This is a genomic window from Microbispora cellulosiformans (genome assembly GCF_008728085.1).
Taxonomy (GTDB): Bacteria; Actinomycetota; Actinomycetes; order Streptosporangiales; family Streptosporangiaceae; genus Microbispora; species Microbispora amethystogenes.
The window spans coordinates 98390-123340 of sequence record NZ_VYTZ01000015.1 but is presented as its reverse complement, the minus strand read 5'-3'; the positions used below and the strand labels follow the sequence as shown (position 1 = coordinate 123340).

Genomic DNA, 24951 nt, shown 5'->3' with positions numbered 1-24951 from the left:
CAGCACCGTGCGCCGGCATGCCTTCAGCACCGTGCGCCGGCATGCCTTCAGCACCGTGCGCCGGCATGCCTTCAGCACTGTGCAGCAGCATATGACCTCGCGGATCTCCTTCCACCGGCCGGGTTCACCTTGACCCGCCCGCTCTCGCCATCCTCCGGCGATCAGGGCGAGGCGGAGGCGAACGGGCATCTCGGCATGCCCGGCAGAGGATGGGCGGCGGCGTCGACGTGCTCGGATCCGACGAATCCCCACCCCTCCCAGCTCTCCTTCCCCGGCTCGGCGCGATCTCCGCGGGTGTAGTACCAGACCCTTCCCCCGTCCCCCTGGACCCGTCCGAACTCCCAGCAGACGAACCAGCTCCTGGGGGTGTCCAGGATCGCCACCTTCTCCGTGCTGTGCACCGAGAGGTAGAGAGGCGTGTCGGGCCGGTTCGCGCACACGAAGTCCCTGGTCCACACGAAGCCGCCCTGCCTGGCGTCCACGTGCTTGACCCCGCTGCGATCCGTGCACGAGTGCCCGCTCTCCGCGGACGCCCTCGAGCCCTGGCCTGGGCGCCAGATCAGGGCCCCGCCCATGACCAGGACCGCCAGCCCCGCCAGCACCCAGCGCGTACGGCTGCTCCCGAGAAGCCGCCGATACCCGGGCGGCGCGTCCGGCGCCGCGGGAAATGCCGTGGGAGGAGGGCCGGGTGGAGCCGCCGGGCCGTCCGGCGGCTCCACGCGCTGTTCCGCACCCTTTTCCCCGCGCTGTTCCGCACCCTTTTCCCCGCGCTGTTCCGGGCGCTGTTCTGCGCGCTGTTCCGGGCCGGGCCTCGCTTCGGGCGGCTGCGAGGTCTGCGCCCGTACCCACCGCCGGTGCAGTTCGAGGATCTCCGCATGGCTCGCCTGGCACTCCTTGGCGAACTGCTCCAGGAAGGTGAAGCGCGGCGGCACGCTGCCGCCGGAGCAATAGCGGTGGAGAGTGGATCTGCCGACACCGAGCCTCTTCGCGAGAGCGTCGTAGCTACGGCCGGTCTTGTCCTTCAACTGACGGATATACGCGGCCAAATCCTCGACCGCAGAGGGCTCTGTCAACCTGGCTCCCCCAGTTTTGACCCGAGATCGACATCCGAAGGTTAACAGCAGAACCATCCGTATCTCTGGTTACATCCCATCCCGTCCCACTACCGGGCGAATTGCGCTGGTCAAGGCTGGTTTTTGTCCCGTTTTCCCATGGTGTCCCAAATCCCTTGCCGTGGGATGGACGGCCGGTCACGGTGATGACCGTCAGGCCAGATAGCTCACCATTCCGGCTCGGCCTCAACCGGCCGGAAAGGAATACTCGACCGCCAGGAGACGCATCATCATGCACCTGTCCCTCTCCCTCCGCCCACGGCAGCCGGAAACGTCGCACCCTGTGCGGAGGAAGGCGATGACCGCGGCGGTTCTCGCCGTCCTCGCCGGCACTTTGACGAATCTCGCGGCGCGTCCCGTTTCGGCGGCCGTTCCCGCCCTCCGGGAAGCGCTGTCCGCCGCCCCCAGCCTTCAACTGCCCTTCCCCTGCGGGCAGCAGTGGCGGCTGGACACGTGGGGACACGCCCCGGCGCTCGACATGGTCAAGGAGCCCGACCAGCAGGGCACCGACGGAGCCACGCTCATCGCGCCCGCGGCCGGAACAGTCAACAAGTCGTATTACCACCAGAACGCCGGCAACGTCATTCAGATCAATCACGGCGGCGGGTGGTTCACCACGTACCTGCACCTGCAGTCGCGGGCCGTCAACGTGGGCGCGAAGGTCGAGATGGGCACCTTCATCGGAAGGGTCGGCCATACGGGACCCACTTCCAACAATGTTCCCCACGTCCACTTCGAACTCGGCTATGACGCGGACGGCAACGGCGAGGCCAGCTGGGGATACGAGGGCGCCGAACGGGTCAGGCCCACCTTCAACGGCGTGACGTACGGCACTGCCAACAGTCAGACCTACAGGAACGTCACCAGCCACAACTGTGGGGGCGCGAACCTCGGGGTGCTGGATTTCTATCTGAGCGACGACCAGGGCTCCACTGTCGCGACCCGGCCGGTGTTCGCCTACGGCAACAGCCCGATGGTGCCCATCACCGGTGACTGGGACGGCGACGGCAAGGACACCGTCAGCACCTACGACCCCACCACCGGCCGCTTCTTCATCAGCAACGACCCCGCCACCGGCCAAGCCCAGTACACCTTCATGTACGGCGACCCCAACGCCGTACCCTTCGTCGGCGACTGGGACGGCGACGGCAAGGACAACATCGGCGTCCGCATGGGCAACACCTTCTTCATGCGCACCAGCCCCGTCACCACCGCCACCGAAACCACCCGCTCCGTCGCCTACGGCGACACCGGCAACCTCCCCGTCATCGGCGACTGGGACGGCGACGGCAAGGACAGCCAGGGCATCGCCCGCTGAACGAGGCGTCCGGACCCCGCGCACACGCGGACGGAAACCGCGAATGCCGTGTGGCGATGCCGGTCCGGAGCCACGACAGAAGATCGGGCGCCCCGGAAGGGGCGCCCGATCCCTGTTTTCCGCCTGTCAGGCCTGGACGCGGCGGCGGACCGCGTCGACGATCTCGTCGATCGCCTGGTCGATCGGCACGCCGTTCTTCTGCTCGCCGCTCCGGTAGCGGAAGGAGACCGCGCCGGCCGCGATGTCGTCGTCGCCCGCGAGCAGCATGTACGGCACCTTGGCCTTCTGCGCGTTGCGGATCTTCTTCTGCATGCGGTCGTCGCTCTCGTCGACCTCGACCCGGATGCCCTGCTCGCGCAGCCTCTTGGCGACGTCCTGGAGGTACGGCGCGTGGGCGTCGGCGATCGGGATGCCGACGACCTGCACCGGGGCGAGCCACGCGGGGAAGGCCCCCGCGTAGTGCTCGACCAGCACACCGAAGAACCGCTCGATCGACCCGAACAGCGCCCGGTGGATCATGACCGGCCGCTTCCGGGTGCCGTCGGCGGCCTGGTACTCCAGGCCGAAGAGCTCGGGCAGGTTGAAGTCGAGCTGGATGGTCGACATCTGCCACGACCGGCCGATGGCGTCCCGGGCCTGCACGGAGATCTTCGGGCCGTAGAAGGCGGCGCCGGCCGGGTCGAGGACCAGCTCCAGCTTCTCGGACTCGGCCACCTCCCGCAGGGTCTCGGTCGCCTGCTCCCACGTCGCGTCGTCGCCGACGGACTTCTCCGGGTTCTTGGTGGACAGCTCCAGGTAGAAGTCCTCCAGGCCGTAGTCGCGCAGCAGGTCGAGCACGAACCGCAGCAGCGACTTCAGCTCGTCGCGCATCTGCTCCTGGGTGCAGTAGATGTGCGCGTCGTCCTGGGTCAGTCCGCGTACGCGGGTCAGGCCGTGCACCACGCCCGACTTCTCGTACCGGTAGACCGTGCCGAACTCGAACAGCCGCAGCGGCAGCTCACGGTAGGACCGCCCGCGCGCCCGGAAGATCAGGTTGTGCATCGGGCAGTTCATCGGCTTGAGGTAGTAACGCGCCCCCTCCAGCTCCATGGGAGGGAACATGCCGTCGGCGTACCAGTCGAGGTGCCCGGAGATCTTGTACAGGTTGTCCTTGGTGATGTGCGGGGTGTTGACGAAGGAGTATCCCGCCTCCTCGTGCCGGCGGCGCGAGTAGTCCTCCATCACCCGGCGGATCACCCCGCCCTTGGGGTGGAAGACCGGCAGCCCCGAGCCCAGCTCGTCGGGGAACGAGAACAGGTCGAGCTCGGCGCCGAGCTTACGGTGGTCGCGCTTCTCGGCCTCCTCCAGCAGGCGCAGGTACTCGTCCTGCCTCTCGCGGGTCTCCCAGGCGGTGCCGTAGATGCGCTGAAGCTGCGGGTTCTTCTCGCTGCCCCGCCAGTAGGCGCCGCCGGACCGCATGAGCTTGAACGCCGGGATGACCCGGGTGCTCGGCAGGTGCGGCCCGCGGCACAGGTCCTTCCAGCACAGCTCGCCCGACTTGGGGTCGAGGTTGTCGTAGATGGTCAGCTGCCCGCCGCCCACCTCGACGTCCGCGCCGTCGGCCGACTCGGCGGCGCCGCCCTTGAGCCCGATCAGCTCCAGCTTGTACGGCTCGCCGGCCAGCTCCTCGCGGGCCTCGTCGTCGCCGACCGGGCGGCGGCGGAAGGTCTGCCCCTGCTTGACGATCTCGCGCATGCGCTTCTCGACGCGCTTGAGGTCGTCGGGGGTGAACGGCTCGCGGACGTCGAAGTCGTAGTAGAAGCCGTTCTCCACCGGCGGGCCGATGCCGAGCTTCGCCTCGGGGAAGATCTCCTGCACGGCCTGGGCCATGACGTGTGCGGTCGAGTGGCGCAGGATCGCCAGCCCGTCGGGGCTGTCGATCGCGACCGGCTCGACCAGGTCGCCCTCGGCCACCTCGGCGGCGAGGTCGCGCAGCTCGCCGTTGATCCGGGCGGCGATCACCGAGCGCCCGTCGGCGCCGAGCGCCTCCCCGGCCGTCGTGCCCGCCGCCACCACGCGCTCGGCTCCGGCGAGGGTGATGCGTATCTCAAGGGCGGCGGACACGGTTGCTCCTTAGGACAGTGTCGATGTAGCGCGCACGCGGAGAGGCGGCGGCTCCGATGCCTCCGATGCTACCGGTGCCGTCATCCCGATTTCTCGTCCCGGCTCCCGGCCCCGGGGCGCGGCGGGCCGCTCCAGACGCCGGGCCGGTGGACGGCCGGGTCCCGTACGCGGCCACGCGCCGGGACCCGCTCGCCATGCGCCTGTCACCGTGCCGCCAGTTCCCGGCCGGACCCGGCAATGATTACGTGGAGTCGCCGAGCCATGGCGATGAGCGACCTCAGGACGGCTGGAGGATCATGCGCTCCCCACTTCGACGCGCCCCGCGCGGCGGCCTCGATCACGACGGGGCACCCGAGCGCGGGAAGGCGCCGGAACATGCCGGCCGGCCGCCCAGGGCACCGGGCGGCCGGCCACTGCTCGGCCACGTGAAACCCCTGCTCACCGACCCGCTGGGCCTGCTGGCGTCGCTGCCACGCCACGGCGAGGTCGTGGAGCTGCGGTTCGGCCGGACGCCGACCTATGTGGTGTGCTCGCCGGAGGCGGCCCAGCGCGTGCTCAGGAACTCCGACCACGCCTTCGACAAAGGGGGCGTGTTCTACGAGAACATGCGGTCCATCGTCGGGGACGGCATGGCCACCTGCCCCCTGGCCAAGCACAAACGACTCCGCCGGCTCGCGCAGCCCGCCTTCCAGAGCGGCCGGATGACCGGTTATGCCCGGACCATCCAGGCCCAGGTCGACGCCGTCACCGCGACGTGGCGGCACGGACAGGTCCTGGACGTGCTGCCGGAGATGCGGTCGCTGGCCACCCGCTCCAACCTCGCGACCATGTTCTGCCGCCGCGACCTCGGACCGGAGGTCGCCGGGCTGCGGCAGTCCGTCACCGACTTCGTCGACCACCAGACCATCCTGCGGATGATCGCCCCCGGTCTCAACCGCCTGCCCACCGGCCGCAATCGCCGCTATCGCGCGAGCGAGGCCAGGCTGCTGCGCTTCCTGGACGAGGAGATCGCCGCCTACCGGAAGGACGGCAAGGACCACGGCGACCTGATGTCCATGTTCACCACCGCCCTCGACAGCGACCGGCTGAGCGACAAGGAAGTGCGCGACACGGCCATGACCGTGCTCCTCGGCGGGATCACCGCGACCGCCGTCGGCCACGCCTGGGCCCTGCACCAGCTCTCCCAGGACTCCGCACTGGACGCCGAAGTGGCCGACGAGGCGCAGGCCGTCGCACAGCTCGGCCAGGAGCACACCGCCGCCGAGGTGATGGCCCGGCTCCCCCGCACCCGAGGCGTCGTCGCCGAGGTGCTGCGGAGGCGTTCTCCCAGCTACATCTTCCCGCGGGTGACCGTCACCGACACCACCATCGGCTCCCGGCGCATCCCGGCCGGGGCGCAGGTGCTGCTGAGCCCGTACGTGCTGCACCACCGGCCCGACCTGTTCCCCTCCCCGGAGGACTTCGATCCGTACAGGTGGGACGGACGTGACCCGCATCAGGTGAAGGGCTGGCTGCCCTTCGGGGCGGGAGAGTCCAAATGCATCGCTTACGAACTCGCCTTCATGGACCTGACGCTCTCCCTCGCCGGCATCGTCCGGTCCTGGCGCATGCACCCCTGCCCCGGCTCCGTACGCCCGCGGCCCCGGCTGCACCTGGAGCCGCACGGCCTCACCCTGCGGCTGACCGAGCGGAACCCGCGCTGACCCGCCGTTGAAAGGGGCTCCCGGCTCACATGGCGAGCGGGTATCCCCGGGTGTCGATGTCGAGCGCGAGCAGCTCGCGGCGGTCGTGACTCGCGAAGGTCACCTGCGGCCAGTCGGCGAACCGGCCGACGGTGCTGGAGGGGACGCAGTGCCCGGGGACGACGATCCGTTCCAGATGCGCCAGCTCCCGCCGCTGCCGCAGCAGGGCGGAGAAGTCGAAGCGTGGGGCGTCGTTGACCTTCCACAGGTCGAGGGTGGCCAGCCTCGCGACGACCGGAGAGGCGCCCAGGGTCGCGGGATCCACGTATGTCTCCCACAGGGCGAGGTGGCGGAGGGCGGGCAGGGAGAGCCCGGCCAGCAGGTCCAGCAGAGAGGGCGTGCGCTCGTCCGCGCCGTACGCCACGAGCGTGTGCAGCCGGGGCGCCCCGTCCCGGAGCAGCCCCGCCACCTGCCACGCGGGACACTCCAGTGCGCGCAGCCCGGGGTATCGCCCGGCGACCGGCTCTTCGGCGAGGTCGTCGCGCTGGCTCGGCAGGCACAGGTGGCTGAGCCGGTCACGGGCGGAGTAGGAGCTCAGGACCGGGTCGAGCTGGGCGGTGCCACCCCAGGTGCGGATCCGGAGCGAGCGCAGCCGGCTCATGTGCTCGCCGGCGAGCAGGCCCCGGAGCCGGTGCCGGCCCATGAGATCGATCCGCCAGGGCTCGCGCTGGGGGTCGAAGCCCAGCCGGCCCGGTGTCATGCCCTTCGCGGTGGCCAGCCCGTCGACGAGTGAGACCACATCGTGCCCGTCGACGTACGCGTGGATCGCGGGTCCGTCCGGGATCAGAAGGAGATGGTCGTCCAGCAGGCCGTAGAAGGACACCTGGGAGTCGATCGCCTCGATCGCCGCCCGCTCGGCGTCCCGTGCCGCCTGATCGTCCTCCCACAGCCGCAGCGCCTGTGCCCTGATGAGCTCGCCCCGGGTGCCGCCGACCTCGGCGGCGAAGGCGAACGCGTATCCGGCGTCGTCCGGCGGGGCGCCGAGGACGCCGCGCGCCGCCTCCTGCGTACGGGGGGAGTATCCGCCGGCGACGTATCGGTCCACGGCCAGCTCGAAGTGCACGGCGGCGACGTCCTCGTCCACGTCGTCGATCAGCACCTCGGCCCGGCTTCCGTGACGCTCGCTGACCCGGGACCCCTGCCGTCGCAGCTCCACGCGTGTGCCGCGCGGACCGGCCAGCCACATGGTCACATCGGGAGACGTCACGATGGGGATTGTCGCGCGCCGGATCGTGTGCCGGGACCGGCCGGGCGCCCAGGCACCGGGCGACCGGATCAGTTCTGGGTCGTCGGGCGGATGACGATCTCTCCGATCTCCACGTCACGCGGCTGCTCGACGGCGAAGGCGACGGCGCGGGCGACGGCCTCCGGCGCGATGGCGTGCCGGTCCATGGTGCGGCGGATCTCCTCGCGGACCTCGGGATCGTCGATGGAGCCGGGGAGTTCCGTCCGCACATAGCCCGGCGAGACCGCCGTCGTCCGCAGCACGCCGTCGGTCGACTCCTGCCGCAGCCCTTCCAGGAGGGTCCGTACGGCGTTCTTGGTCGCGGCGTAGACCGCCATCGTAGGCGTGATCTTCAGCCCGGCGGTCGACACCGTGGTCACGAGGTGGCCCTGCCCCTGCTCGCGGAAGACCGGCAGCGCGGCGGCGATGCCGTGCAGCACGCCGCGCAGGTTGACGTCGATCATCGCCGACCAGCCGGTCACGTCGAGGTCGGCCATAGGGCCGATCTTGCTGATGCCGGCGTTGCCCACCAGCACGTCGAGCCGTCCGAACTCCGTCACGGCCAGGCCGACGAGCCCTTCGAGGTCCTCGCGGGCGGTGACGTCGACGGCGCGGGTGACGGCGCGCCCCCCGCGGTCACGGATCTGGCGGGCGATCGCGTCGAGCCGTTCCGTTCGCCGGGCGCCGAGCACGACGGCGGCGCCCCGCTCGGCGAGCAGGCGCGCGGTGGCCTCGCCGATCCCGCTGCTCGCCCCGGTGACGGCCACGACCTTGCCGCTGATGGCTGACATGAGAATCTCCTCCAGATAAAGTGGACATGTGTCCGCTTAGGTCCGCACCCACCGTACCGGACATGTGTCCGCTTAGTTGCCCCGCCCCGTAGAGGACCGATGAACGAACCCCGCCGCCGAGCCGACGCCACCGAGAACCGCGTACGGATCCTCCGGGCCGCACGAGAGGTCATCGCGAACGCGGACGAGGTGCGGCTCAACGAGATCGCCAAGCGGGCGGGCGTCGGCCAGGGCACCCTGTATCGCCACTTCCCGACCCGTGAGGCCCTGCTCGCCGAGGTCTATCGCACGGACGTGGACGACCTCGTGGCCGCCGCACCGGCGCTGCTCGCCGGGCACGCGCCGCTGCCCGCCCTGGCCCGCTGGCTGGACCGGGTGGCCGAGTACGCGAGCATCAAGCGCGGGGTGTTCGCGGCCCTCGAGGTGGCGGTGTGGCAGGACCTGTCCGCGCACAGTCTCGGCCCGATCGGAGAGGCGCTGACCCTGCTCCTCGACGCGGGCAAGGCCGACGGCGTCATCCGCCCCGACGTGGACGCCCGCGACGTCATCCTGCTCGTCGGCTACCTGACCCGCCTGGAGCCCGCCGAGTGGGACACCCGCGCCCACCGCCTCCTGGACGTCATCCTCAACGGCCTGCGCCCTCACCCCTGAGCGGGCGCACCGGCGGCGGCGTGTTCCGCGCGGCTCCGCAGGGCGCGGCCGAGTCGCGCCGCGTGAAACGGGTTGCCTTGATTCGGCGCTGACGGGCAGGGTGTCGACGACCGCCTCGTTCCCGACGCCGCGCGAGCGCCCTGACCCTGGGAAGGACACAGACGTTGCCGCACTTTGATCGTCCATCGATTCGGGAGCTCTCGATCGCGGATGCGAAGGCCGGTCCCTACGGCATCACGACCGGGCCCGACGCCGCGCTGTGGCTCACCCTGGTCCACAGCGGCGAGATCGCCCGCCTGGCCGTCGACGGCGAGCTCAGCCGGTATCCCGCGGGTCCCGCCGAGTGCAGGCCGAGCGTGATCACCGCGGGCCCGGACGGGGCACTGTGGTTCACCCGGTCCGCCGACCACCACATCGGCCGGATGACCACCGACGGGACCCTCACGGCCTTCGCGTTGCCCCAACCCGGCGCCCCCTTCGGCATCTGCGCGGGCCCGGACGGCGCCCTGTGGTTCACCGAGATGAACACCGACCGGATCGGCCGCATCACCACCGACGGCCAGATCACCCACTTCTCCCTCCCCGCACAGGGAGCGTTCCCCTCCATGATCACCTCCGGCCCCGGCGACGCACTGTGGTTCACCCTCAACCAGGCCAACGCCGTCGGCCGGCTCGACCTCGACGGCACGGTGACGCTCCACAGGTTGCCCACCGACGGCGCCGCACCGGTGGGCATCACGTGCGGGACGGACGACGCGGTGTGGTTCGTGGAAATCGGAGCGGGGCAGATCGGCAGGCTCGGTGCGGACGGCGCGATCCAGGAGTTCCCGCTGCCCGATCGGAGCGCCAGACCCCACGCCATCACCACGGCGCCCTCCGGAGAGTGCTGGTTCACCGAATGGGGCGCCAACCGCATCGGATGCGTCACTCCTGCGGGGGTGATCACCGAGCACGACCTGCCCACCCCCGCATCGGAACCCCACGGCATCGCGGTGGGCCCGGACGGTGCTGTGTGGACCGCCCTGGAAACAGGAGCGGTCGCCCGGCTGGCCCCATGATCCCGCCCGTCCTCCTCACCCGGGCGGCGACAGTGCCGGCCTCGTGCGGTCGCTGAGGCCTGGCGCCTACTCCGTTCGGTGTAGCGCGTACAGCGAACGGTGCAAGGTCAGGTGACGATCAACGGACGACGCGCTCCCGCCGCGGCCCGGCCTAGCGTTTCTCGTCGAGACAGCCGGATGAGAAAAGGAGTCGCCATGAGCAGGAGAGCGCTGACCGCGATCGCCGGGTTGAGCTTGACGGCCGGTCTGCTGGGATCGACCGGCGCGCCGGCTGGTGCCCGGGCCGGCACGGCCGGCGAGGCCGCTGCTGCGACGGCCGCGCCGAAGCCGCCGAAGGGCGCCAGGGCGGTGGTGCAGGTCAGCCCCAATCCCACCACCAGGCGCAGCCAGGAGGTGACGATCACCGGTCACTGCGGCGGCGGCAAGGGGCTCAAGGCCGTGATCGCCGGGCTCGACAGGGAGCACCCGGTGCTACGGAACATCCGCATCGTCGAGGACGACCCGAAGGGGTTCATGGCGAAGGCGACCCTCGCCCCCAGGATCGGCAACGGCGTCGGTCCTGTCCTCGTCGACTGCGGCGGCGAGGCAGGCGTGACCCTCCTGGTCACCCACGTCTGATTCACGTGGCCGATCCGCATCCGCGACGTGGGCCCGCGCCGGTCCGGCACCTGGCCCGGATCACCGACATCACGCTCGCCGCCCTCACGCTGGTCTTCTTCGTCGCCGTGGCCCTCGCCACCGGGGTGCACAACCCCTGGGAAGGCGCGATCCCTCTCGGGCTGCTGCTCGGAGCGCTCCTGCTGGTCAGACGCCGCCGGCCGATGACCGTGCTGCTGCTGTCGATCGCTGGGATCCTCGTCTATCACCTCACCGGACACTGGTCTCCCGCCGGTTGGATCTGGCCGGCCGCGGTCGCCTACTTCACCGCCGCCACCACGCCACACGTGCGGTGGGTGCCGGCCATCGGCCTGGTCCAGCTGGTCTACTCCGCCGTCGACTTCCGCGGGGTCCTGGACCGCAACCCGGTCCGCTACCTGGTCCACGTCGCGGGGGAAGGACTGCTCCTGGCGGTTCTCATCGCCGCGGGTCTCACGTACGCCGCCGCGATGCGCTGGCGCGAACGGCTGCGTGAGACCGACAGACGCGCGCACGCCGCCGAGGAACGGCTGCGCGTCTCGCACGAGGTTCACGACGTCATCGCCCACACGCTGGCCGTCGCCGGCGTTCAGCTCAACGTCGCCGCCGACGCTCTGGAGGAGGACCCCGCCGCGGCCGCCGAAGCGCTGCACCTGGCGAAGAACGTCAGGAACCGGGCGATGGCCGACCTCCGCTCCCTCGTCACGGTCCTGCGCGACGACCCCGCCGGCACCGCACCCCAGGCGGATCTGGCCTCCTTGGACACTCTCATCGCCGACACCCGCGCCGCCGGGCTCGAGGTGACCCTCGACGAGCACGGCGACCGCGCGGCCGTCCCCGCCATCACCGCCATCGCCGTCCACCGCGTCGTGCAGGAGTCCCTCGCCAACACGCTCAAGCACGCGGGGGCGAGCAGGGCCGAGGTGACGATCGGCTACCGGCCCCGCTCGGTCACCGTCGAGATCACCGACAACGGCCGCGGCACCCCAGGTGGCGCCGATGCCACCGAAGGGCATGGCCTGACCGGCATGCGCGAGCGGGTGAGCGCACTCGGGGGCGAGCTCACCGCGGGGCCGGTCCCCGGCGGCTTCGCCGTGCGGGCCGACATCCCTGTGGCAGGCTCGGCCGCATGACGATCAAGGTGCTCCTCGCCGACGACCAGGCACTCGTACGGGCCGGCTTCCGCAGTCTGCTGGCCCGGTCCCGGGACATCACGGTCGTCGGCGAAGCCTCAGACGGCGACGAAGCCGTGCGCCTGGCCGCGAGCACCCGCCCCGATGTGATCCTCATGGACATCCGCATGCCGGGCACCGACGGGATCACCGCCACGAAGCGCATCATCACCGGGACGGCCGCTCCGGGTTGCCGGGTCATCATCCTCACCACGTTCGACACCGACGAACACGTCTTCGCCGCCCTGCGCGCCGGAGCCAGCGGCTTCCTCACCAAAGAGGTCGAACCCGCCGAACTACGCCGGGCGGTCGCCGCCGTCGCCGACGGAGACGCGCTCCTGTCTCCGGGGGTGACGCGCCGTGTCATCGAGCAGTTCGCCCACCGGCAGGACCTCACGCCCGGCGCGGGACAGCGGCTGACCGTCCTCACCTCCCGGGAGCTGGAGACGGTCAAGCTCGTGGCGCTCGGACTCTCCAACCACGAGATCGCCGAGCGCCTCGTCATCAGCCCTCTCACCGCCAAGACCCACATCACCAGGGCCATCGCCAAGCTGGACGTGCGCGACCGGGTCCAGCTGGTCATCCTCGCCTACGAGAGCGGCCTGGTACGCCCCGGCACGTGACATCGAAAGCAAAGGCCGGCCACCAACGCCGAATCCCGGCGTCCGTCCGTCCAAAAAAGCGCCCTCCAGACATTGACGGTTTACCACTTGTCAGGTGATCTTTACTAGAAGAGATCATCACGGGAGGCTAGCCATGAATCGACTGAAAAGACGCGTAGCCGGGGCAGTGCTCGCAGCGGCAGGATTCGCAACCGCCAGCGCGCTGGGGACGGGTACCGCGCAGGCGTACACGGAGGTGAACTGTGTCGTGAACCTCGGTTCCTCCGGGTGCACCACCGCCAACATTCCCGCGAGCGGCGCCCACGAGATCGCCTACTACGTGGAAGGCGGCTTCCTCTGCGCTCAGGCCGACTTCCAGATCATCGACGCCGGCAACGGGGTGGTCGTCTACCACCGCCACGTCGGCTCGGGGACCGTGAGCGGCACCGTAGGGGGCCTCTATGGGTCTTACTACCTCCGCATCTACTGGAGCTGCGGCGGCGCCAGTGGGAAGCTTCACAACTGATCACCCAGTCGCCGACCAGTACTCCAGGGAACTTCGCGTTGAGGTGGCATGAGAACAGCCACCACGTGATCATGCGGAGTTCGTGACGCGGATTGCACGTCGGGGTGCAGCCGCAGCTTCGACGGGGAGAGTCACCGCATCAGGCCCCTTCGGGGGACTTCACCGGCGGGTACGAGCCGGCGGGCAGGCACTCGACCAAGATGCCCGCCGGTTACCCCACCTCGCTGGTGTCGTCGCCGGCCGCACGAGCTGACGACATCACCCGGCTCCTGCCGCGCACGGCCGGGGCGCCGGCCGAGAGGTGCTGCGCGACCTCGGCGCCTGACCGCAACGGGTCAGGTGACCGGGTGGCCGTCTTCCAGGTAGGCCATCCGGCCGGCCGCCCGCGCCTGGACGGCTGCTCGCAGGCGGCGCACCCGCTCCGGAGGCAGGTACGCGGCCGCGTCAGCAGGGTCGGCCAGCGTCCAGTCGCTCAGCTCCTCGACCGGCAGCCGGATCTCCGCCAGTTCGCCCGCGGTCATCACGCCGCCGTCGAACACGAGGCGGAACCCCCCGAGGTCGTGGCCACGAGGGCGCATCCAGTCCGCGCACAGCAGCACAGGGGGCATGCGGCAGGTGATGCCGAGTTCCTCGCCGGCCTCCCGGACGGCGGCCTCCCAGGGGGTTTCACCGGGGTCGACGGCCCCGCCGGGAAACTCCCAGCCGTCTTTGTACGTGGGCCGCACCAGCAGAGCCCGGCTCGCTTCGTCGGTGATCAGCAGCGCGGACGCCGACGGGTGCCGGGCCGGCGAACGACCATACCCCTCAGGTGTCATGCCCTCGTTCCTCCCCAACGTGACCGGGTGTGGCAGGTGTACGGAGCACGCGTGCATGCCGATGCCCGTCCGGACAGGAGCAGAGCCGCCATCTCCTTTGACCTGCGCCAGGAGGGCTGAACCCCGGCCCTGAGGCCGGGGAACCCGTCGACGGTGTCGGCGTCTCGTTTTGTCGTGCCGGCTCCCGGCCGCGCCGGGTCAGGAGGCGGGCCAGGTCCAGTCGCGGATCTCGGCGGGGTCCTCGCCGTACTCGCGGGTGTAGGCGCGGGCGCGCAGCCGGGCGTCGGCCATGCGCTGGCGCAGGTGGGCGGCCGTGCTGCCCAGGCCGGGCACCCGGTCGATCACGTCCATCACCAGGTGGTAGCGGTCGATGTCGTTGAGCATCGCCATGTCGAACGGCGTGGTGGTGGTGCCCTCCTCCTTGTATCCGCGCACGTGCAGGTTCTCGTGCCCCGTACGCCGGTAGGTCAGGCGGTGGATCAGCCACGGGTAGCCGTGGAAGTTGAAGATGATCGGCCGGTCGGTGGTGAACAGCGCGTCGAACTCCACGTCGGGCAGCCCGTGCGGGTGCTCGGAGGCCGGCTGCAGCCGCATGAGGTCGACCACGTTGACCACCCGCACCTTCAGTTCGGGCAGGTGCTCGCGCAGCATCGCGGCGGCGGCGAGGGTCTCCAGGGTCGGCACGTCCCCGGCGCAGGCCAGCACGACGTCGGGGTGGGCGCCCTCGTCGGTGGAGGCCCACTCCAGGATGCCCAGCCCGCGTGCGCAGTGGACGGCCGCCTCGTCCATGCTCATCAGGTCGAGCACGGGCTGCTTGCCGGCGACGACGACGTTGACGTAGTCGCGGGAGCGCAGGCAGTGGTCGGCCGTCGACAGCAGCGTGTTGGCGTCCGGCGGCAGGTAGACCCGCACCACCTCGGCCTTCTTGTTGACCACCACGTCGAGGAACCCGGGGTCCTGGTGGCTGAACCCGTTGTGGTCCTGCCGCCACACGTGCGAGGACAGCAGGTAGTTGAGCGAGGCCACCGGCCTGCGCCAGGGGATCTTGCGGGACGACTCCAGCCACTTGGCGTGCTGGTTGAACATCGCGTCGACGATGTGGATGAACGCCTCGTAGCAGTTGAACAGCCCGTGGCGGCCGGTCAGCAGGTAGCCCTCCAGCCAGCCCTGGCACTGGTGCTCGCTGAGCACCTCCATCACGCGGCCGGCCGGGCCGAGGTTCTCGTCCGTCGGCAGCAGGGCGGCCTCCCACTCCTTGCCGGTCGCCTCGAACACCGCCGACAGCCGGTTGGACGCGGTCTCGTCCGGGCCGAGGAGCCGGAAGTTCTCCGGGTTGGCGGCGATCACGTCCCGCAGGAAGCCGCCCAGCACGCGGGTCGGCTCGGTGGAGGCGGTGGCCGGGCTCTTGACCTCGACGGCGTAGTCGCGGAAGTCGGGCAGCACGAGCGGGCGCAGCAGCTCCCCGCCGTTGGCGTGCGGGCTGGCGCTCATCCGCAGCGGCCCGTCCGGCACCGTGGCCGTGACGGCCTCGACCGGCCGGCCGTCCGCGTCGAACAGCTCCTCGGGCCGGTAGGAGAGCATCCACTCCCGCAGCGTCTCCAGGCGGTCGGGGCGGTCGCGCACGTCGGTCAGCGGCACCTGGTGGGCGCGCCAGGTGCCCTCGACCGGGAGCCCGTCGACCTCGCGCGGCCCGGTCCAGCCCTTCGGCGTACGCAGGATGATCATCGGCAGCGGGCCGCCGTCGGCCATCTGGTCGAAGACCGTGTCGAGGGTGCCGGCCATCAGCTCGTGCATCTCGGCCGGTTCGTGGCCGGAGACGATGTGCGGGCGGTAGCCGTACCCCTCGAACAGCTTGAGCAGCTCGGGTTCGGGGATGCGGGCCAGCACGGTGGGGTTGGCGATCTTGTAGCCGTTGAGGTGCAGGATCGGCAGCACCACCCCGTCACCGCCCCGGTTCAGGAACTTGTTGGAGTGCCAGGCGGTGGCCAGCGGGCCGGTCTCGGCCTCGCCGTCCCCGACGACGCACGCCACCACCAGGCGGGGGTTGTCGAAGGCCGCGCCGTACGCGTGGGACAGGGCGTAGCCGAGCTCGCCGCCCTCGTGGATGGAGCCGGGGGTCTCGGGGGCCACGTGGCTGGGGATGCCGCCGGGGAAGGAGAACTGGCGGAACAGCCGGCGCATGCCGGTCGCGTCCCGGGTGATGTGGGGGTAGCGCTCGGTGTAGGTGCCCTCCAGCCAGGCGTGCGCCACCGCGGCCGGGCCGCCGTGCCCGGGACCGGCGATATAGATCATTTCCTGGTCGCGTTCCCGGATGACGCGGTTCAGGTGGGCGAAGCAGAAGTTGAGCCCGGGGGTGGTGCCCCAGTGGCCCAGCAGCCGCGGCTTGACGTGCTCGGCACTCAGCGGTTCGGTCAGCAGCGGGTTGTCCATCAGGTAGATCTGCCCGACGGACAGGTAGTTCGCGGCCCGCCAGTAGGCGTCGATGCGCTCCATTTCGTCCATGCCCCTGAGACTTTCCTGCACGGAACGATCGAACCAGGGTCTTTGGCCCACAAAGATTGTGCCGACCGACCGGTAGTCTTGGCGCATGTCCGGCACGCGATGGCTCGACGATGAGGAGCAGCGCACCTGGCGCGCCTACATCAGGACGAGCCAGCTCCTCCAGGACGCCCTAGAGCGGCAGTTACAGCGTGACTCGGGCATCCCGCACGCCTACTACATGATCATCGTGGTGCTCTCCGAGTCGCCGGGCCGGACCATGACGATGAGCGAGTTGTCCTCCATTCTCCGCTACTCCGTCAGCCGCCTCTCCCACGCCGTCTCCCGCCTGGAGGAGAAGGGCTGGGTGCGGCGGGTCAAGCGGCCCGAAGACCGGCGCACGACCGTCGCGGAACTCACCGACGAAGGCTTCGCGGCACTCGTGGAGGCCGCGCCGGGCCACGTGGAGGAGGTCCGCCGCGTGCTGTTCGACCCCCTCACCACGACCCAGGTGCGGAGGTTCCGGGAGGTCCTCACCACGATCCTCACGGCCCTGGAGTCCCAGGAGCCGCCGGACGAGGCCGAGCGCTCCCCCCAGCTCGACCCCGCCGCCCAGTAGCCCCCGTCCCCGACCCGTCGCGGAGTCCGCGCGCCGCGGCCCCCCGTTACGCCTTTTCCGGCGGGTTCCGGCGGGCGATGGAGGCGTTGAGCGCGGTGGCGAAGAGCGTCCACCCCGTGTACGGTAGCAGCAGAAGGCCCGCCGCGCGGTCCTGACGGAGGAAGCGGCGGGTCAGCAGGACGTTCGACGCGTTGAGCGCGACCAGTTCGGCGAGCGCGATGCGCGGGCTGCGGGCCTTGAAGAACAGCGGCGGCCAGGCCGCGTTGAGCGCGAGGTTCGCCGCGAGCGCCCGGCGCAGGGCCGGCCGGGAGCGCTCGTCCCCCAGGGACAGCGCGCGGGCGGAGGCGTAGGCGATCGTCGCGTACAGCGGTGTCCAGACCAGGCCGTACGCCTGCCGGGGCGGCTGCCAGGACGGCTTGCGCAGCCGGTGGTACCAGGAGGAACGGGGGTCGGTGCCGAGGCCGCCTGCCACGGCGGCGGCGGTCACGGCGAGGGCGGTGCAGGTCAGCGTCTTCTTCGATGTGCGTCCCATAAGGGGCCTTTCTTCCCTTTCAGCCCGGTGTACTCACGGATGCGGCGGGCCCGTCAGGCGGGGACGTGGTTGCGCAGGCGCAGCGCGTCCGGGTAGGGCGACAGGTAGGTCTGCTCCTGGACCTGACCCGCTCCGGCGCCCTTCGCGTGGTGGCGCAGCAGGGCCAGCGGCACGGCGAGGGCGACCCGGTGCGCCCGGTACGCCTCGATGACCTCGGTGAGGTCGGCCCGGCGGACCGGGTCGAGGTCCGCGCTGATCCTGCCGAGGAAGTGGTGCAGCACGTTGACGTGACGCCCGATGGTGGCCCGCACCAGGAGGGCGGTGCGGAAGGCCCAGCCGTACTCGCGGGCCAGCGCCTCCCTGGGCAGGTCGCCAGCGGCGGCGACGAGCCGCCCGATCACCCGGTACGCCCCGGGCGAGTGGGCGAGGATCTGCATCTTGTGCCGCGCGTGGAAGTCGACCAGGTCGCGGGGGCGCCAGTCGCCGGACAGCAGCGCCCGCAGCCGGGCCGCGGCGAAGATCCGCTCGACGAACGCCTCCCGCAGCACCGCGTCGTGCAGCCGGCCCTCGTCCTCGACGACCAGCGACGGGTGGGCGTCGGTGACCGCGGAGGCGAAGAGGCCGGGGCCTCGGCGCCCGGGGGCGCCCGGAGCGGACCCGCCGTACACGGGGACGCCGTGGAGCCCGCAGCTCGGGCTCTTCGACTTGAACACGTAGCCGTCGACGGCACCGATCTCCGCCGCCCGATCGGCGGCGAGATCGGCCATCTCGGCGGTCAGGTCGCGGCGCGTCCGCCGGGTCAGCAGCCGGGGCCCGTCCGGGCCGCCCTCCAGGCGGAGCGTCTCGCGGGGCGCGCCGAGGCCGATCTCCATCTCGGGGCAGATCGGCACCCAGTCGACGTGCTCGTCCAGCTCGCCGGCGAGGAACCGGTCGCGGCTGTGGCCGCCGTTGAACCGCACGGGAGCGCCGAGCAGGCAGCTCGACACCGCCACCCTGGGCCTGACCTCCGCCGTCATGCTCTCCATGGTGCTCTCCGTGGTGCTCTCCGTGGCGTTCTCCATCGTGCTCACGCCGCCTCCAGCAGTGCGGACAGCCGGTGCAGGCCCCGGGCCGTCCGGGCCTTGACGGTGCCGAGCGGGACCCGCAGGTGCTCGGCGATCTCACGCTGAGTCAGATCGCCGTAGTACGCCAGCTCGATCGCCTGGCGCTGCACCTGGGGCAGCGCGGCCAGCGCGCGGAGCACCCGGTCGCGGTCGGCGAGCTCGTCGCCGTCCCGCCGTCCGTCGTGTCCCGCCGGGTCCGGGACCGCCTCCAGCGGCACCGTCGTCGGCGTACGCGCCCTCAGGTGGTCGACGGCGCGGTTGTGCGCGATGCCGAACAGCCAGGCCGCGAGGCTGCGGCCCGGATCGAAGCGGTGCCTGAACCGCCAGACCTCGGTGAAGACGACCTGGAGGACGTCTTCCACGTCTTGTGGCGGCACGAGCTTGCGTAGGTAGGAGCGCACGGCCGGGGAGTGCTCGCGGTAGCACTCCCCCAGGGCGCCCGTGTCTCCCGCGGCGAGGCGGAACTCCAGCGTCGTCTCCATGGTCCCCCCATGCCCCGAAAACCTATTCAAAACCTATTCATAGCCCCCCGCGCGTCGTCATGACAACCAAACCGGCCGGACCTCAGGTCAAGAGTGCGCCAAAGAGGGCGAATTACCGCAGAGTGGTCATTACCGCCGAGATGGCGTCACGAAACGTAGTCACCCGAACGACTTCCGTAGGCACGCCGTCGCCCCATCCGGGGCCGCCGGCGATGATCCGGCAGGCGGGGCGGAGCCCCGGCAGGCCGCCGAGCGGGGCCGGATCGCCGGTCTCGGGGGTCTGCGACCAGACGAACACCGCCGCCGGGCCGACGCGGCGCATGGCGTCCGCGAGCGCGGAGTACGGCGTGCGGGCCCCGAGCACCCGGGTCTCCACGGCGAGCCCGCCGAGCGCGGCGGCCAGCGCCTGGATCGCCAGCGTGTGCTGCTCCTCCTCGGCGGCGGCCAGCAGGACCGGCCGGGGGTGGACGGGCGCGGGCGCGTGCGCGGCGAACCGCACCAGGGCGGCCTGGAGCCGGTTGGAGAACAGGTGCTCGATGTCGATCCCGGCCCCGGTCTCCTGCTGCCTGCGGCTGATCGCCGCGAACACGGGCAGCACGAGCCGCTCCCACGTCCACAGGACGCCGTGCGCGGCCAGTGCCGCGTCCAGCGCCACGCTCACGGCCGGGGCGTCCATCGCCGCCACGACGCGGGCCAGCATGGCCGCGGACAGCAGGCCGGGTTCAGCGGCCGGGAGTTCGGGTGCGACTCTGGGCGTGACCTCGCGCGCCGATGTGGACGGGGACGTGAGCCCGGATTCGGGCGGCGCGGCGGAACCCGCCGGACCGCCGGTCAGGCCGCGCGCCGGACGCGGCGCCGGACGGCCCGGCGCCGCGGCCACCCCTCCGGCCGGGAACGCCGCCTGCTCGGCGGCTCCCTGCTCGGCGGTCCTCGCCCTACCAGTCCTCGGCTCACCGGCCGCCGGCTCGCCGGTGCTCCGCTCCCCCGCCGCCGCTGGGCGCTGCCGGAGCGCCAAATTGGCGGCGTCGGCCGGCGGCATCCCCGACCGGACCAGCCGGTTCATCTCCTGGAGCCGGCGCAGGTCCGCCTCGTCGTAACGGCGGTGCCCGCCCGGGCTGCGCCGGCTCGGGCCGATGCCGTACCTGAGGTTCCAGGTGCGCAGCGTGGACGCGGGCACGCCGAGCCGGCGGGCGACGGCTCCGATGCCGTAGCCCGGCTCCTCCTCGGAGACGGCGTCGCCGTCCGTCCCCGGCTGCCCGTCCCGCCTCACCCGCTCACCCCCGTGTCCGCCGTGTCCGCCGTGTCCGTCCGCTGCTTCCGATCCGTGCTTCCGGCCACTGCGTGCGGCCTGTGCCGGCCGCCGTTTCCCGAGGCCCGCCGTCGCTCAGGCCCCTGCCGCCCCACCGCTCCCACCCTCCGGCCACCATGCCGTGCCGGTCGTCCCTCGCCTTGTTTCGGCCCGGAGGCCCGGTGCGGATGCACGCACGGATGCGATCGCATGGATGCAACCGCCGGAGCGGGAGGGCGCGAAAACTCTACTGACGGCACCGCCGATCACCGAAACGGCCGCCGATCGCCGGACCGGCCGCGATCACCGGAACGACCGAAGGAGCAGCGCGCATGACGACGACGACCCGCAGGACCGTCTGATGGCCGCGGGCGGGCCGGTCGTGGTCGTCGGCGCGGGCCTCGGCGGCCTGGCCGCCGCGATGCGCCTGGCCGGGACCGGCCGTGAGGTGATCGTCGTGGAGGCCGCCGACGTGCCGGGCGGCTGCTGCGGCACGGCCGTCCTCGGCGAGCACCGCGTCGACACCGGCCCGTCGGTGCTGACCATGCCGGGGGTGCTCGCCGACACCTTCGCCGCGGCCGGGCAGGACATGGAGCGCTGGCTGCCGCTGCGCCGGCTCGACCCGTACTACCGGCTGACCTTCCACGACGGGTCGCGGCTCGACGTGGTCGCGGGCGCGGACGCCATGGAGGACCAGGTGCGGGCGCTGTGCGGGCCCGCGGAGGCCGCGCGCTACCGCCGGTTCCGGGGGCTGCTCGGCGAGATGTTCGCGGCCGAGTGGGACGCGTTCATCGACAGCGACATGACCCGGCTGCGCGCGCTGGCCCGGCCGTACGCGCTGGCCCGGCTGACCGCGCTCGGCGGCTTCCGCCGGCTGGACCGCCTCGTGCGGCGCCACCTCACCGACGAGCGGCTGATCAGGGCGCACACGTTCCAGTCGTTGTACGTCGGCCGGTCGCCGCAGCGCGCGCTCGGCGTGTACGCGGTGATCGCCCACATGGACACCGTCGGCGGGGTGTACTTCCCCCGCGAGGGCGGCATGCACGCCGTCCCCCGGGCCATGGCCGCCGCCGCGGAGAAGGCCGGGGCGGTCTTCCGGTACGGGGTGCGGGCCACCCGCATCGAGACCGACGGCGCCGGGGTGAGGGCCGTACGGCTCGACACGGGCGAGCGGATCGCGGCCCGGCACGCGGTGGTGGCCTGCGACCTCGTCGGCGCCCACGGCGCCGGCGGCGACGGCCTGCTGCCGGAGGAGGCGGCCGACTGGCGGCTCCGCCGTCCCCGGTTCTCCCCTTCGTGCCTGGTCGCGCACTTCGCCCTCGACCGGCGGCCGGACGGCCAGGCCCACCACACCCTGCACTTCGGCCGGGAGTGGCGGGCGACGTTCGCGGCGCTGGAGGCGGGCGCCCCGCAGCCGGACCCGAGCCTGCTGGTGACCTGTCCTGAATACCACGGGCCAGACGACCACGGGCCCGGCGGCGCGGGGCCCGCCGTGCTGAGCGTGCTGGAGCCCACCGCGAACCTGACGGGCGGCGCCGGCTGGGCCGCCCTCACCCCCCGTCTGGTGAACCGCATGCTCGACCGGCTCTCCGGCCTCGGGTACGGCGACCTGTCCGCGACGCCGCGGCTCGTGTTCGATCCCCCCGCCTGGCGGCGGCGCGGCCACTCCGCGGGCACGCCGTTCGCCCTCGACGCCCGTTTCACCCAGACGGCCTGGTTCCGGCCGTCCGGCGCGGCGCGGCGGGTCCCCGGCCTCCACTTCGCGGGCATGTACACCGCCCCCGGCGTCGGGGTGCCGCCCGTGCTGATCTCCGGCCGCCTGGCCGCCGAACGCATCCTGGAGAGCACTCCATGAGAACGTCGCCCCCACCGTCGTCCGCACCGTCGTCCGCCACGCTGACGGCGGCGTACGAGCGGTGCCGCAGGCTGCACGCCCGCTACGGCCGCTCCTACTACCTCGCCACCCTGCTGCTGCCCGCCTGGAAACGGCCGCACGTCCACGCGTTGTACGGCTTCGCCCGCTACGCCGACGAGATCGTCGACTCGTTCTCGATGGGCGGCGACCGGTCCCGGGCGCTGGAACGGCTCGCCTCCCGGCTGACCGCCGCGCTGGGCGGGGAGCCGGTCCGCGACCCGGTGCTGCCCGCCTTCGCGCACACGGTCAGGGCCTTCGGGATCGACCACGCCGACGTGGCGGCGTTCCTGGCGTCCATGCGGGCCGACCTGACCGTGCGCAGGTATGCGACGTACGACGACCTGCTGGGGTACATGGAGGGCTCGGCGGCGGCCATCGGGACGATGATGCTGCCCGTGCTGGAACCCCTGCCAGGGGAGGACGAGCGGGCCCGCGAGCCCGCACGGCAGCTCGGCCTGGGGTTCCAGCTCACCAACTTCGTTCGCGACGTACGCGAGGACCTGGCGCGGGGCCGGATCTACCTGCCGCTGGCCGACCTCGACAAGTTCGGCGTGACCCCGGCCGACCTCGCCGCGCCGCGCGCCACCCCGGCCGTACGCGATCTGGTGGCCCTGAACTGCGAACGCGCCCGTGACCACTACCGCCGGGCCTGGGAGGGGATCGCGCTGCTCGCGCCGTCGTCGCGGCCCTGCATCCGGGCGGCGTACGAGCTGTACGGCGGCATCCTGGACGAGATCACGGCGGCCGGCCACGACGTGCTGGCGCGGCGGGCCACGGTGCCGCGCGGGCGCAGGCTCGCGATCTTCACCCGTAACCTGCTCGCCGCCCGCGCCGCCGCGCAGGCCGAGCGCCGGGTGGGGGTGGCCTGACATGCGGGACGTGCCGACCGCCTCCCCGCCGGTCGTGGTGGACGCCATGGGTGGAGACCACGGGCCCGCCGAGATCGTGCGGGGGGCGGTCCAGGCCCGGCGGGAGCACGGCGTGCCGGTCGTCCTCGCCGGCCGGGCGGGAGTGGTGCGCGCGGAGCTGGCCCGGCTCGGGGCGGTGGGCGAGATCGACGTGGCGCACGCCGACGACGTCGTCCCGATGACCGAGCGCGGCGCGGGGGCGATCCGCATGGCCCGCTCCAGCCTGGCGGTCGGGCTCGGCCTCGTCCGGGACGGAGCCGGTGCGGCCTTCGTGTCGGCCGGGTCCACGGGAGCCGTCGCCGCCTGCGCGGTCGACCGGCTGGGCACCGCGCCCGACATTCTGCGCCCCGCGCTGGCCGTTGCGCTGCCGACGACGGCGGGCGGGGCCACCGTGCTGATCGACGCCGGCGCCACCGTGGACCCCACTCCCGAGATGCTCGCGCAGTTCGCCCTGCTCGGGGCGTCGTACGCGCGGCTCGTGCTGGGCGTGGCCGATCCCCGCGTCGGGTTGCTGTCGATCGGCGCCGAGCCCGGCAAGGGAAACCGCCTGACCCGCCGGGCCGAGGCCCTGCTGCGCGACCTGCCGCTGCGCTTCCACGGGCCGGTCGAGGGCGGCGACGTGCTCACCGGGGTGGCCGATGTGATCGTGACCGACGGCTTCACCGGCAACGTCGTGCTGAAGAACGTCGAGGGCACCGTACGGGCGACGCTCGCCCTGCTGGCCACGGAAGTGGGCAGCAGTGGGGTGGGTGACGGGGCGGGCACGCGGGACGCGGCCGGCGCCGAGGCGCTGCGGCGGGTGGCCGGCCGCTACGACCCTGAGACGCACGGCGGCGCGGCGCTGCTGGGCCTGACCGGCACCGTCGTGGTGGCCCACGGCTCCTCGCGGGCCCGGACCATCGCGCGGGCCTGCGTCGTGGCCCACGACCTGGCCCGGGGCGAGGTCGTGGCCCGCCTGGGCGATCGTCCCGCCGTCCGCCCCGCCCGTTGAGTCAGCGGTGGGACAGGGCGAACCCGGGCGAACCGGGGCCAAGACCGGCGAGGGGATCGGTCCCGTCCCAGGTGCCCGCGCTCGCGTACGGCACGAACCGGGCGAACAGTTCCTCGGAGTACCAGTCGTGCGCGCGGACGCGCTCGATCACCTCGCGGTGCGCGCGTCCCGCGTAGGCGAACGCGCGGACGGCGGCGGCGTCACGCCACACGGAGAAGGTGGCCTGCCGCGCCAGCGGCCACTCCCCCAGGCCGACCGAGGCGAGGCAGCCCTCCTGCGCGCGCAGGAGCCGGTCGACGGAGGGGACGGACCGGTAGAACGCCAGGAGCCGCGACGGCCTGATCGACGCCCGGGTCAGCACCGCCACCGGCCCGCCGCCCGCCCGCTCCCCCGAAGACACCACTGGAGACACCACCGGCGAGGACGCCTTTCCCGGCGCGAGGCGCTCCAGGGCTGGGAGGTTCGTCCCCTGATGTTCCGTGCCCGGCGGCGTCGTGCCCTGGATCAGGCCCTCCGCGATCCGAGGGCCGAAGGGCGCGGGAGTGAGCGGCGCGGAGGCGAGCGGCGGCGCGGGGGTGAAGGGTTCGACGCCGTTCCAGCGGCCGCGCGAGGAGATCGGCGCGAGCCGTACGTGCCAGGTCTCGACGGCCTCGCGCCGCCAGCGCGCCGGGATCGGCGAGCGCTCCAGGAAATCCTCCAGCGCCCGCTCGTCCCGCCACACGGCCAGCAGCGCCCAGCGGCGCAGGTCGGCGCCGAGCGTCGTGGACGGCCCCCGGCCCGTGCCGAGCAGCCGCCAGAACAGCAGTCCCGGGGTCCGGCGCAGCACCGGACGGTCGAAGGCCATGTGGCGCATCGCCCCCCGATCCGCGTACCTGTGGAGGTGG

At 72.2% G+C, this 24951-nt stretch carries 23 protein-coding genes; 12 read left to right on the top strand and 11 right to left on the bottom strand.

Annotated features, from left to right (window positions below; genetic code table 11):
* Window positions 1-161: 161 nt before the first annotated feature.
* A complete protein-coding gene (locus F5972_RS30815) occupies window positions 162-1130 on the bottom strand; it encodes a helix-turn-helix domain-containing protein (protein WP_150938588.1) in 969 nt (322 codons plus the stop codon).
* A 280-nt stretch (window positions 1131-1410) separates the two neighbouring features.
* Between F5972_RS30815 and F5972_RS30810 the strand changes: the two genes are divergently transcribed.
* Window positions 1411-2430, top strand: coding sequence for a M23 family metallopeptidase (locus tag F5972_RS30810; RefSeq protein ID WP_150938586.1), 1020 nt, complete (start codon window positions 1411-1413; stop codon window positions 2428-2430).
* A 126-nt stretch (window positions 2431-2556) separates the two neighbouring features.
* Here the strand turns inward: F5972_RS30810 and thrS are convergent, their stop codons facing one another.
* Window positions 2557-4533, bottom strand: a complete 1977-nt coding sequence (gene thrS / locus F5972_RS30805; RefSeq protein ID WP_150938584.1) for a threonine--tRNA ligase — start codon at window positions 4531-4533, stop codon at window positions 2557-2559.
* A gap of 425 nt (window positions 4534-4958) precedes the next feature.
* On the opposite strand from thrS, the gene F5972_RS30800 reads away from it, so the two are divergent.
* Window positions 4959-6236 (top strand): cytochrome P450, encoded by a 1278-nt coding sequence (locus F5972_RS30800; protein ID WP_191910393.1) that lies wholly within the window; start codon window positions 4959-4961, stop codon window positions 6234-6236.
* Between the two features lie 25 nt (window positions 6237-6261).
* On the opposite strand, the gene F5972_RS30795 is transcribed toward F5972_RS30800, so the two are convergent.
* Together F5972_RS30795 and F5972_RS30790 are read right to left on the bottom strand one after the other, a co-directional pair.
* Window positions 6262-7482, bottom strand: coding sequence for a hypothetical protein (locus F5972_RS30795; protein ID WP_150938579.1), 1221 nt, complete (start codon window positions 7480-7482; stop codon window positions 6262-6264).
* 68 nt (window positions 7483-7550) lie between these two features.
* Window positions 7551-8291, bottom strand: a complete 741-nt coding sequence (locus F5972_RS30790; RefSeq protein ID WP_150938577.1) for an SDR family oxidoreductase — start codon at window positions 8289-8291, stop codon at window positions 7551-7553.
* A gap of 99 nt (window positions 8292-8390) precedes the next feature.
* On the opposite strand from F5972_RS30790, the gene F5972_RS30785 reads away from it, so the two are divergent.
* From F5972_RS30785 to F5972_RS30760, 6 genes are all read left to right on the top strand, one after another.
* On the top strand, window positions 8391-8942 hold the full coding sequence (locus tag F5972_RS30785) for a TetR/AcrR family transcriptional regulator (RefSeq protein WP_150938575.1): 552 nt from the start codon (window positions 8391-8393) through the stop codon (window positions 8940-8942).
* 164 nt (window positions 8943-9106) lie between these two features.
* Window positions 9107-10000 (top strand): Vgb family protein, encoded by an 894-nt coding sequence (locus F5972_RS30780; RefSeq protein ID WP_150938573.1) that lies wholly within the window; start codon window positions 9107-9109, stop codon window positions 9998-10000.
* 195 nt (window positions 10001-10195) lie between these two features.
* Entirely contained in the window at window positions 10196-10618 is a 423-nt protein-coding gene (locus tag F5972_RS30775) for a hypothetical protein (RefSeq protein WP_150938571.1), read from the top strand.
* A gap of 5 nt (window positions 10619-10623) precedes the next feature.
* Entirely contained in the window at window positions 10624-11769 is a 1146-nt protein-coding gene (locus F5972_RS30770) for a sensor histidine kinase (RefSeq protein WP_150938569.1), read from the top strand.
* A complete protein-coding gene (locus F5972_RS30765) occupies window positions 11766-12431 on the top strand; it encodes a response regulator transcription factor (protein ID WP_150938567.1) in 666 nt (221 codons plus the stop codon). Before F5972_RS30770 ends, F5972_RS30765 begins: the two co-directional genes overlap by 4 nt.
* Before the next feature lie 247 nt (window positions 12432-12678).
* Complete coding sequence (locus F5972_RS30760; protein ID WP_150938565.1) at window positions 12679-12936, top strand: hypothetical protein; 258 nt, start codon at window positions 12679-12681, stop codon at window positions 12934-12936.
* Window positions 12937-13271: 335 nt separating this feature from the next.
* Here the strand turns inward: F5972_RS30760 and F5972_RS30755 are convergent, their stop codons facing one another.
* Window positions 13272-13751, bottom strand: a complete 480-nt coding sequence (locus tag F5972_RS30755; RefSeq protein WP_150938563.1) for an NUDIX domain-containing protein — start codon at window positions 13749-13751, stop codon at window positions 13272-13274.
* A 198-nt stretch (window positions 13752-13949) separates the two neighbouring features.
* Window positions 13950-16253: a phosphoketolase family protein gene (locus F5972_RS30750; protein ID WP_404803089.1), complete on the bottom strand. Its 2304-nt coding sequence runs from the start codon at window positions 16251-16253 to the stop codon at window positions 13950-13952.
* Window positions 16254-16338: 85 nt separating this feature from the next.
* Between F5972_RS30750 and F5972_RS30745 the strand changes: the two genes are divergently transcribed.
* Entirely contained in the window at window positions 16339-16848 is a 510-nt protein-coding gene (locus F5972_RS30745) for a MarR family winged helix-turn-helix transcriptional regulator (protein WP_150938559.1), read from the top strand.
* Window positions 16849-16894: 46 nt separating this feature from the next.
* Here the strand turns inward: F5972_RS30745 and F5972_RS30740 are convergent, their stop codons facing one another.
* From F5972_RS30740 to F5972_RS30725, 4 genes are all read right to left on the bottom strand, one after another.
* The gene (locus tag F5972_RS30740) at window positions 16895-17380 is read right to left on the bottom strand and encodes a TspO/MBR family protein (RefSeq protein ID WP_150938556.1); all 486 of its coding nucleotides are present in this window, start codon (window positions 17378-17380) and stop codon (window positions 16895-16897) included.
* Window positions 17381-17433: 53 nt separating this feature from the next.
* On the bottom strand, window positions 17434-18441 hold the full coding sequence (locus F5972_RS30735; RefSeq protein ID WP_225312052.1) for a DUF523 and DUF1722 domain-containing protein: 1008 nt from the start codon (window positions 18439-18441) through the stop codon (window positions 17434-17436).
* A gap of 5 nt (window positions 18442-18446) precedes the next feature.
* A complete protein-coding gene (locus F5972_RS30730) occupies window positions 18447-18965 on the bottom strand; it encodes an RNA polymerase sigma factor (protein WP_150938554.1) in 519 nt (172 codons plus the stop codon).
* A gap of 112 nt (window positions 18966-19077) precedes the next feature.
* Complete coding sequence (locus tag F5972_RS30725; protein WP_404803088.1) at window positions 19078-20235, bottom strand: MerR family transcriptional regulator; 1158 nt, start codon at window positions 20233-20235, stop codon at window positions 19078-19080.
* 232 nt (window positions 20236-20467) lie between these two features.
* Between F5972_RS30725 and crtI the strand changes: the two genes are divergently transcribed.
* Genes crtI through plsX form a run of 3 tightly spaced genes read left to right on the top strand, consistent with a single transcriptional unit; the run spans window position 20468 to window position 24067 of the window.
* On the top strand, window positions 20468-22108 hold the full coding sequence (crtI, locus tag F5972_RS30720) for a phytoene desaturase family protein (RefSeq protein WP_225312044.1): 1641 nt from the start codon (window positions 20468-20470) through the stop codon (window positions 22106-22108).
* Complete coding sequence (locus F5972_RS30715) at window positions 22105-23037, top strand: phytoene/squalene synthase family protein (RefSeq protein WP_150938550.1); 933 nt, start codon at window positions 22105-22107, stop codon at window positions 23035-23037. Before crtI ends, F5972_RS30715 begins: the two co-directional genes overlap by 4 nt.
* 1 nt (window position 23038) lies before the next feature.
* On the top strand, window positions 23039-24067 hold the full coding sequence (gene plsX / locus F5972_RS30710; RefSeq protein WP_150938548.1) for a phosphate acyltransferase PlsX: 1029 nt from the start codon (window positions 23039-23041) through the stop codon (window positions 24065-24067).
* Between the two features lies 1 nt (window position 24068).
* On the opposite strand, the gene F5972_RS38495 is transcribed toward plsX, so the two are convergent.
* Window positions 24069-24911, bottom strand: coding sequence for a spheroidene monooxygenase (locus F5972_RS38495; protein ID WP_225312043.1), 843 nt, complete (start codon window positions 24909-24911; stop codon window positions 24069-24071).
* Window positions 24912-24951: the final 40 nt, after the last annotated feature.